Origin of the sequence: Psychromonas ossibalaenae ATCC BAA-1528 (assembly GCF_000381745.1) — a bacterium.
GTDB lineage: Bacteria > Pseudomonadota > Gammaproteobacteria > Enterobacterales > Psychromonadaceae > Psychromonas > Psychromonas ossibalaenae.
In genome coordinates this window covers 60706-67882 of the sequence record NZ_KB906994.1, presented here as the reverse complement: position 1 = coordinate 67882, position 7177 = coordinate 60706, and the positions used below count along the sequence as shown (strand labels likewise).

Below are 7177 nucleotides of genomic sequence, written 5' to 3'. Positions count from 1 at the left end.
GAAGTTAAAGATGGTGGGCGATACTGGGCTTGAACCAGTGACCCCCGCCTTGTAAGGGCGGTGCTCTCCCAACTGAGCTAATCGCCCATCTTTAATTGGAGATTTCAGTTTTACTTCCTGATTGAAGTTTAAAGGCATCGAGCATTGCTCTCCGCAAAACGGCACTAACCGCTTATCTTTAAATTTCACAAACAACACTAATCGACCGCGTCGTTGTGTGGGCCGTATTATAGGGACAGCCCTTTTTCAGTCAAGCCATTTTTATAATAAAAACCATGTTTTATGTTCAACTGCTCAAACAGCAGACAATGTTAGCCTATTTATTGCGAACTTTTACATTTATTAAGCAGCTGAGGGCTTGTTTGTCTTTGAAAATTGCTCCTGTTGAGCCTGAAAGTTTATCAATCAAGGCGCGAAGAATGAAGTTTAGCTGTTCTAAATGAGTGATGAGCAACGCAGAGTGAGGAATTTTCAGCCTCAACCCGAAGGGCTGGGGATATTTTTACACTCAACTTCGTTATCAGTCATTAATGTAGAGTGACTACACTGCATGACTTCTGCCTTGCTGAGCATAAAAATAGCCTCCAGCAGGAACAAAGAGCAAAGATAAACAGGCCCTAATGTGATTAAATCGAAATAATTAATGTAATTAAGACGGTATTCGTTAAAATACGCGCATTATTTCCGAGCTTATATATAAAGGATATTTCTTAATGACAGTTAAAACGCGTTTTGCCCCTAGCCCTACTGGCTATTTACACGTTGGTGGCGCTCGTACTGCGCTTTACTCTTGGTTACACGCAAAAAGCCAGGGTGGTGAGTTTGTTTTACGTATTGAAGATACGGATATCGAACGTTCAACTCAAGAAGCCGTTGATGCTATTTTAGAAGGCATGACCTGGATGGGTTTAACCTGGGATGAAGGCCCTTATTACCAGACAAAACGTTTTGATCGTTATAGTGATATAATCACAAAAATGCTTGCTGATGGTACAGCGTACAAATGTTACTGTTCAAAAGAACGTGTTAATGAACTGCGTGAAGCACAAGAAAAAGCAGGTCAAGCAGCCCGCTATGATGGTAAATGTCGTGATCTTGCACCGGCTGATACAGATGCACCTTTTGTAATACGTTTTAAAAACCCTAAAGAAGGCTCGGTTAAGTTTGATGATCACGTGCGTGACCATATCGAATTTTCTAATACTGAACTGGATGATTTAATCATTCAGCGTACCGACGGCACACCTACGTATAACTTCTGTGTAGTTGTTGATGACTGGGATATGGGTATCACCCACGTTGTTCGTGGTGAAGATCATATCAATAATACACCACGTCAGATTAACATCTTAAAAGCATTAGATGCTCCTTTGCCTGAATATGCACACGTTGCAATGATTTTAGGTGATGACGGCGCTAAACTTTCAAAACGCCACGGCGCTGTGTCAGTAATGCAGTATCGTGATGAAGGTTACCTTCCTGAAGCACTTAAAAACTACCTTGTTCGTTTAGGCTGGTCAAACGGTGACCAGGAAATCTTCTCAGAACAAGAGATGATTGACCTGTTTTCATTAGACGCCATTAATAAGGCCCCTTCTGCTTTTAATACTGACAAATTAGTCTGGTTAAACCAGCACTATATTAAAACGCTTGACCCTGTTTATGTTGCACAGCACCTTGAGTGGCACATGAATGAGCAGAAAATTGATACCGGTAACGGTCCTGCTTTGCCTGAAATCGTAACCGCCCTTTCTGAGCGTGCTAAAACATTAGTTGATTTAGCAGCATCAAGCCGCTACTTCTTTGAAGAATATGAAGAGTTTGATGCAGCAGCTGCCAAAAAACACCTTCGCCCGGTTGCTAAAGATGCACTTGCTTTAGTTCAGCAGAAACTTCAGGCGGCAGAAAACTGGACAGACGAAGCTCTACATCAGATCATTCAAGATACAGCTGATGAACTAGAAGTCGGTATGGGTAAAGTCGGCATGCCTCTACGCGTGGCTATTACCGGTGCTGGTCAGTCACCTTCTTTAGATGTTACCCTGCGTTTAATTGGTAAAGAGCGCAGCATAACACGTATTTCTCGTGCGCTGGAGTTCATTGCTGCGCGTGAAGCTGCTCAATAAATAAAAAATTGAAATTATTTTTAACATATTGAATTGACAAAATAAAACAGGACGCATATCATGCGTCCTGTTCATTTCTACAGAACAATCCCAACCCGAATATGGGGCTATAGCTCAGCTGGGAGAGCGCCTGCCTTGCACGCAGGAGGTCTGCGGTTCGATCCCGCATAGCTCCACCATTTTTTATGGTTTATAATACTCTTTCGTTAACATTCCTATTTTTTAAATCATTTTCTTATTCTTCCTTCTTGTGTAAATCCATCCGGCCTCTATATTTTGTATGCGCAGCTAACAGCGCCGACAAACTTAAATTTGTGAAATAAACGAAAAATTGAACAAAACTTCTTTTTTACTGACCCGGCACCATATCAGCGACTGCATAAAATCTATATTACTATGTAAAAACAAGTAGAGCGCGCATTAAGGCTTCTAACTTATTACTATAATTGCAAAAATAACATATATTAAGTTTCTCTAAATACTCAAAGAATCACTGCGGCAGCTATGGAATAAGGCGCAGATTAATCACTTAACAACTTAACCGCATAAGGATTTACCCATTATGACTCTTTCTTTGCTTCGCTTTTCACAAGCCAGTATCTGCCTGCTGTTTTTTACTTCAATAATCGGTTGTGAAGATGCCAAAATTCAAAAAGTTAAAGCGCCGACACCACATGTCATTGTCGAAACCGTTTCGCAAAGCAATATTAAACCGCAAATGGAATTTATCGGCCGTACAGAAGCAACGGAAGATGTTTCAATTCGTGCACAGGTTGAAGGCACTTTATTAAAGCGGCACTTCACCGGCGGTGATGATGTTAATAAAGGTGAACTATTATTTGAAATCGATCCAAGACCTTATATTACCGTAGTAGAGCAGCAGAAAGCGGCTTTAATTCATGCAAAGTCTGCATTTAAAATTGCCAAAAACCGCTGGGAACGCGGGACTAAACTAAGCAAAACCGGCGCAATATCGGAAATGGATATTGATGAATTAACTGCGCAGATGAATCAGACCCAGGCAGATGTAGCAATTAACCAAGCAGCACTGGACACAGCCGAATTAAACTTATCCTATACCCGAATTCTGGCACCGATTTCCGGCAGAATCAGTCGTTCGCAGGTAAGTATCGGTGATCTAATTACTGCTAATAACCTCGAGCTTGCCACCCTGGTGCAGTTAGATCCTGTCTGGGTTAATTTTCAAATTGCAGAGAAACAATTATCCAATGCCCGCCAGTCATTTGCCGATGGAACATCGCCCATTCAAACTGAGGATCTGACAGTGACAATCCAGTTAAGTGAACAGCTTGATTATAACCAGCCGGGAAAAATCGACTTTATCGATAACCGGGTTGATCAAAGCACAGGTACACTGGCGATTCGCGCCATATTTCCAAACCCGGATAAACTGATGCTGCCCGGCCAGTATACCAATCTGACAATTGGATTACCTGACGCTGAGTCCGTAGTACTGATTTCACAAGCCTCAGTACAGGAAGAGCAGCAGGGGCGTTTTGTATTAGTGGTCAATGAGCAGAATAAAGTTGAAAAACGCATGGTTAAACTTGGCGCCCGTTATGATGTACGCTGGGAAGTCACTGAAGGTGTAGAAGTCGGTGAAAAAATCATCATTGAAGGCCTGCAGAAAGTGCGAATTGGTATCGAAGTAGAAACGACAGAGTCTATTGATAAACCCTTTTCTGCATCATCAGAAACTAAGTAACGACAGAGGCCATTATGATCAGTCAGTTTTTCATTCACCGTCCTAAGTTCGCATTTGTTATTTCAATCGTATTAACACTTGCGGGTCTTCTGTCTATTCCGATGTTATCGGTTGCAGAGTTTCCTGAGATTGCCCCGCCGCAGATCAGTGTCAGTACCAGTTATCGAGGAGCCAATGCAGAAACAGTAAAAGCCACCGTTGCCCAGTCAATTGAATCATCGGTTAACGGTGTTGAAGATATGCTCTATATGTCTTCCAGCAGCGCTAATGACGGCAGCTATTCATTAAGTATTACCTTCGCCGTGGGTACTAATTCTGATATGGCCCAGGTAAATGTACAGAACCGTGTTACTAAAGCAATGGCAGGTCTTCCCGCAGAAGTACAGCAGGCAGGTGTTTCGGTAGATAAAGTGTCTTCCAGCATGCTCCTGGTTGCCAATTTAAACTCACCCGATGAATCCTTTGATTCTCTGTTTTTAACTAACTATGCCAATATCAATATCAAAGATGCTTTAGCACGTCAGCCTGGGGTTTCTAAAGTACAAATCATCGGCGCAATGGATTATGCAATGCGTATCTGGCTGAATCCCAACCAGATGGCTGATTTAAATGTAACGACTGAAGATGTCATCAGCGCAATCCGCGAGCAGAATATCCAGGTAGCAGCCGGCCGTATCGGTGCATCCCCGACTTCAAAAGATCAGCGTTTCCAGTACTCGCTGCAGACTAAAGGACGTTTTCAAAACGCCGAAGAGTTTGCTGAAATCATGATCCGCGCCAACCCTGACGGTTCAAAAGTGTATCTAGATGCAGTCGCCCGTATTGAACTGGGGTCAGCCAGTTATGATGCGGAAGGTAAATTCAATCACAAACCCTCCGCCATCGTTGCTGTTTATCAGTCTCCCGGCGCAAATGCATTAGATGTTGCCGAATCGATAAAAAAAGAGCTGAAACGTCTTTCTGTAAATTATCCGACCGGTATTGAAAGTGTTGTTGCTTACGATACAACTGAAGCGGTAAGTGCTTCTATTGCGGAAGTTATCGAAACACTGTTTATAGCCGTTGCGCTGGTTATTTTTATTGTTTTTCTGTTTTTACAGGATGTCCGCTCCACACTTATTCCCGCGATTGCCATACCTGTTTCTCTAATTGGTACCTTTGCATTTATGCTTGCGATCGGTATGAGCATTAATACTATTTCACTATTCGCTCTGGTGCTGGCAATCGGTATCGTTGTTGATGATGCCATTGTTGTTATCGAAAATGTTACCCGCTTAATGGAGGATGAAGGCTTATCTCCCGTTGAAGCCACTGAAAAAGCGATGAAAGAGGTTACCGGGCCGGTTATCGCAACCACGCTGGTATTACTGGCCGTATTTGCGCCTACCGCCGTTATGCCGGGTATCACCGGACAGATGTATGCACAGTTTTCCATTACTATCTGTATTTCTGTACTGATCTCGTCAATAAATGCATTAACCTTAAGTCCGGCTTTAGCTGCAACATTATTGAAAAAGCCGAAAAAGAAAACCAAAGGTTTCCATTTTCTGTTTAACAGCTACTTCGACAAATTAACCGTACGTTACACCTCGCTGGTCAGCTTCTTAGTACGCCGTTTATTATTAGTCGGCATTGTTTTCGCCGCATTAATGGCCGGTCTGCTTACCCTGGCGAACACCACACCTTCAGGTTTTATCCCCGTTGAAGATAAAAAATCATTTATGGTTGACATTCAATTACCCGACGGTGCTTCACTTAACCGAACTGAAGAGGTAATGGATGAACTGGTCACTATAGCCCGCGAAGAAGCCGGAGTTGCAGATGTTATTCACGTCAGCGGCTTTAGTATTATGACCGGCTCCGTTGCCTCAAACGGCGGGTTATTAATTATTACTCTAGATAACTGGGAAGAGCGTCCTGAAAAAAACATGCACCAAAGTGCAATAATCGCGCGCCTGCAGGGCAAGTTTAATACTCTGCCTAGTGCAAAAGTGATGGCCTTTGCCCTGCCTTCCATTCCAGGTTTAGGTGCAACCAGCGGCTTATCATTTGTCCTGCAGGATACTCAAGGGCGCAGTCCTGAAGAGCTGTCCCAAGTAATGGGCGCATTTATTCTCAATCTTAACAGCCTGCCGGAAGTTGCTTTTTCATTCAGCAACTTCCGCTCTAACGTGCCGCAGATGTATGTCGATATTAACCGTAAGAAAGCCAAAGATTTAGGCATTCCACTGTCGGTAATATTCAACACTCTACAGACTAATCTGGGTGGCTATTACGTCAATGACTTTAACCGTTTTGGTAAAGTTTTTAATGTTATGCTCCAGGCAGACAGTGAATTTAGAAACAGTGAAAAAGATATTAACCGGTTTTATGTACGTACCAAGAATAACGAAATGGTACCGCTAGGCACACTGATCGAAATCACCCCTATATTAGGCCCTGAATCAGTCAAGCAGTATAACCTGTTTAATTCAACCGATATTAACATCTTCCCTGCCCCTGGTTTTAGCAGCGGTGATGCGATTGCAGCGGTAGAGCGGGCAGTAGCAGACCTGCCGTCAGGTTACAGTTATGAGTGGACCGGACAAACCTATCAGGAATTAAAAGCCGGTAATTTAGCACCGTTTATTTTTGCTCTGGCATTTGTCTTCACTTATCTGTTCTTAGTTGCACAATATGAAAGCTGGACGATTCCTGTGGCGGTAATGTTATCGGTGCCCTTAGCCATATTAGGCGCATTTACTTATCTGGCGATTATGGGAGTCGAGCTTAATCTTTATGCACAAATTGGTCTGGTACTGCTGATCGGCCTAGCCAGTAAGAGTGCTATTTTGATTGTTGAATTTGCAAAAGAACTGAGAGAATCCGGAAGGTCCACTATCGATGCTGCTGTCGAAGCCGGACGGTTACGTTTCCGCGCAGTATTAATGACAGGTTTGTCATTTGTATTAGGTGTTATTCCACTGGTATTAGCCAGCGGCGCCGGAGCAGAAAGCCGTAAATCCTTAGGTTATGCGGTATTAGGCGGCATGGTGGCTTCGGTTATTCTGGCAACTGTCCTAGTACCGATTTTCTATGCCATGATGCAGAAAATGCGTGAAGCAGCCAAAAAACAGGAAGACTAAAGGGGCACAGGAGCTCCGGGTAACCGGCAGCTCCTCTGAGCTAAAGATAATAGAAAAATGTTCGAAACTAAAATGGACATAAAGAAAATTGAAAAACGGGCATTAATCACAGGTGCTGTGAGCAGCTGAATTATGGCAGGTAAGTCCTTAGTGCAGAGCAGATCTTAGTCGATGATTTCATATCGAAAACCGGCAGCAGT

Annotated in this window: 3 protein-coding genes and 2 tRNA genes; 4 read left to right on the top strand and 1 reads right to left on the bottom strand. The window is 43.2% G+C overall.

Annotated elements, in window-relative coordinates; translation table 11 throughout:
• Positions 1–11: 11 nt before the first annotated feature.
• Positions 12–87 (bottom strand) — tRNA-Val (locus G327_RS0114115).
• A 626-nt stretch (positions 88–713) separates the two neighbouring features.
• Between G327_RS0114115 and gltX the strand changes: the two genes are divergently transcribed.
• The 4 genes from gltX to G327_RS0114095 all read left to right on the top strand — a co-directional run bounded on the left by gltX (position 714) and on the right by G327_RS0114095 (position 6977).
• The gene (gltX, locus tag G327_RS0114110; RefSeq protein WP_019615440.1) at positions 714–2126 is read left to right on the top strand and encodes a glutamate--tRNA ligase; all 1413 of its coding nucleotides are present in this window, start codon (positions 714–716) and stop codon (positions 2124–2126) included.
• A 103-nt stretch (positions 2127–2229) separates the two neighbouring features.
• Positions 2230–2305 (top strand) — tRNA-Ala (locus G327_RS0114105).
• A gap of 383 nt (positions 2306–2688) precedes the next feature.
• On the top strand, positions 2689–3852 hold the full coding sequence (locus G327_RS0114100; protein ID WP_019615439.1) for an efflux RND transporter periplasmic adaptor subunit: 1164 nt from the start codon (positions 2689–2691) through the stop codon (positions 3850–3852).
• A 14-nt stretch (positions 3853–3866) separates the two neighbouring features.
• Complete coding sequence (locus G327_RS0114095) at positions 3867–6977, top strand: efflux RND transporter permease subunit (protein WP_019615438.1); 3111 nt, start codon at positions 3867–3869, stop codon at positions 6975–6977.
• The last annotated feature ends 200 nt before the right edge of the window (positions 6978–7177 follow it).

What these genes read in the sequence shown, in the direction of transcription:
- gltX (WP_019615440.1), top strand. Translation starts at nt 714, where the DNA reads ATGACAGTTAAAACGCGTTTTGCCCCTAGCCCTACTGGCTATTTACAC.
- G327_RS0114100 (WP_019615439.1), top strand. Translation starts at nt 2,689, where the DNA reads ATGACTCTTTCTTTGCTTCGCTTTTCACAAGCCAGTATCTGCCTGCTG.
- G327_RS0114095 (WP_019615438.1), top strand. Translation starts at nt 3,867, where the DNA reads ATGATCAGTCAGTTTTTCATTCACCGTCCTAAGTTCGCATTTGTTATT.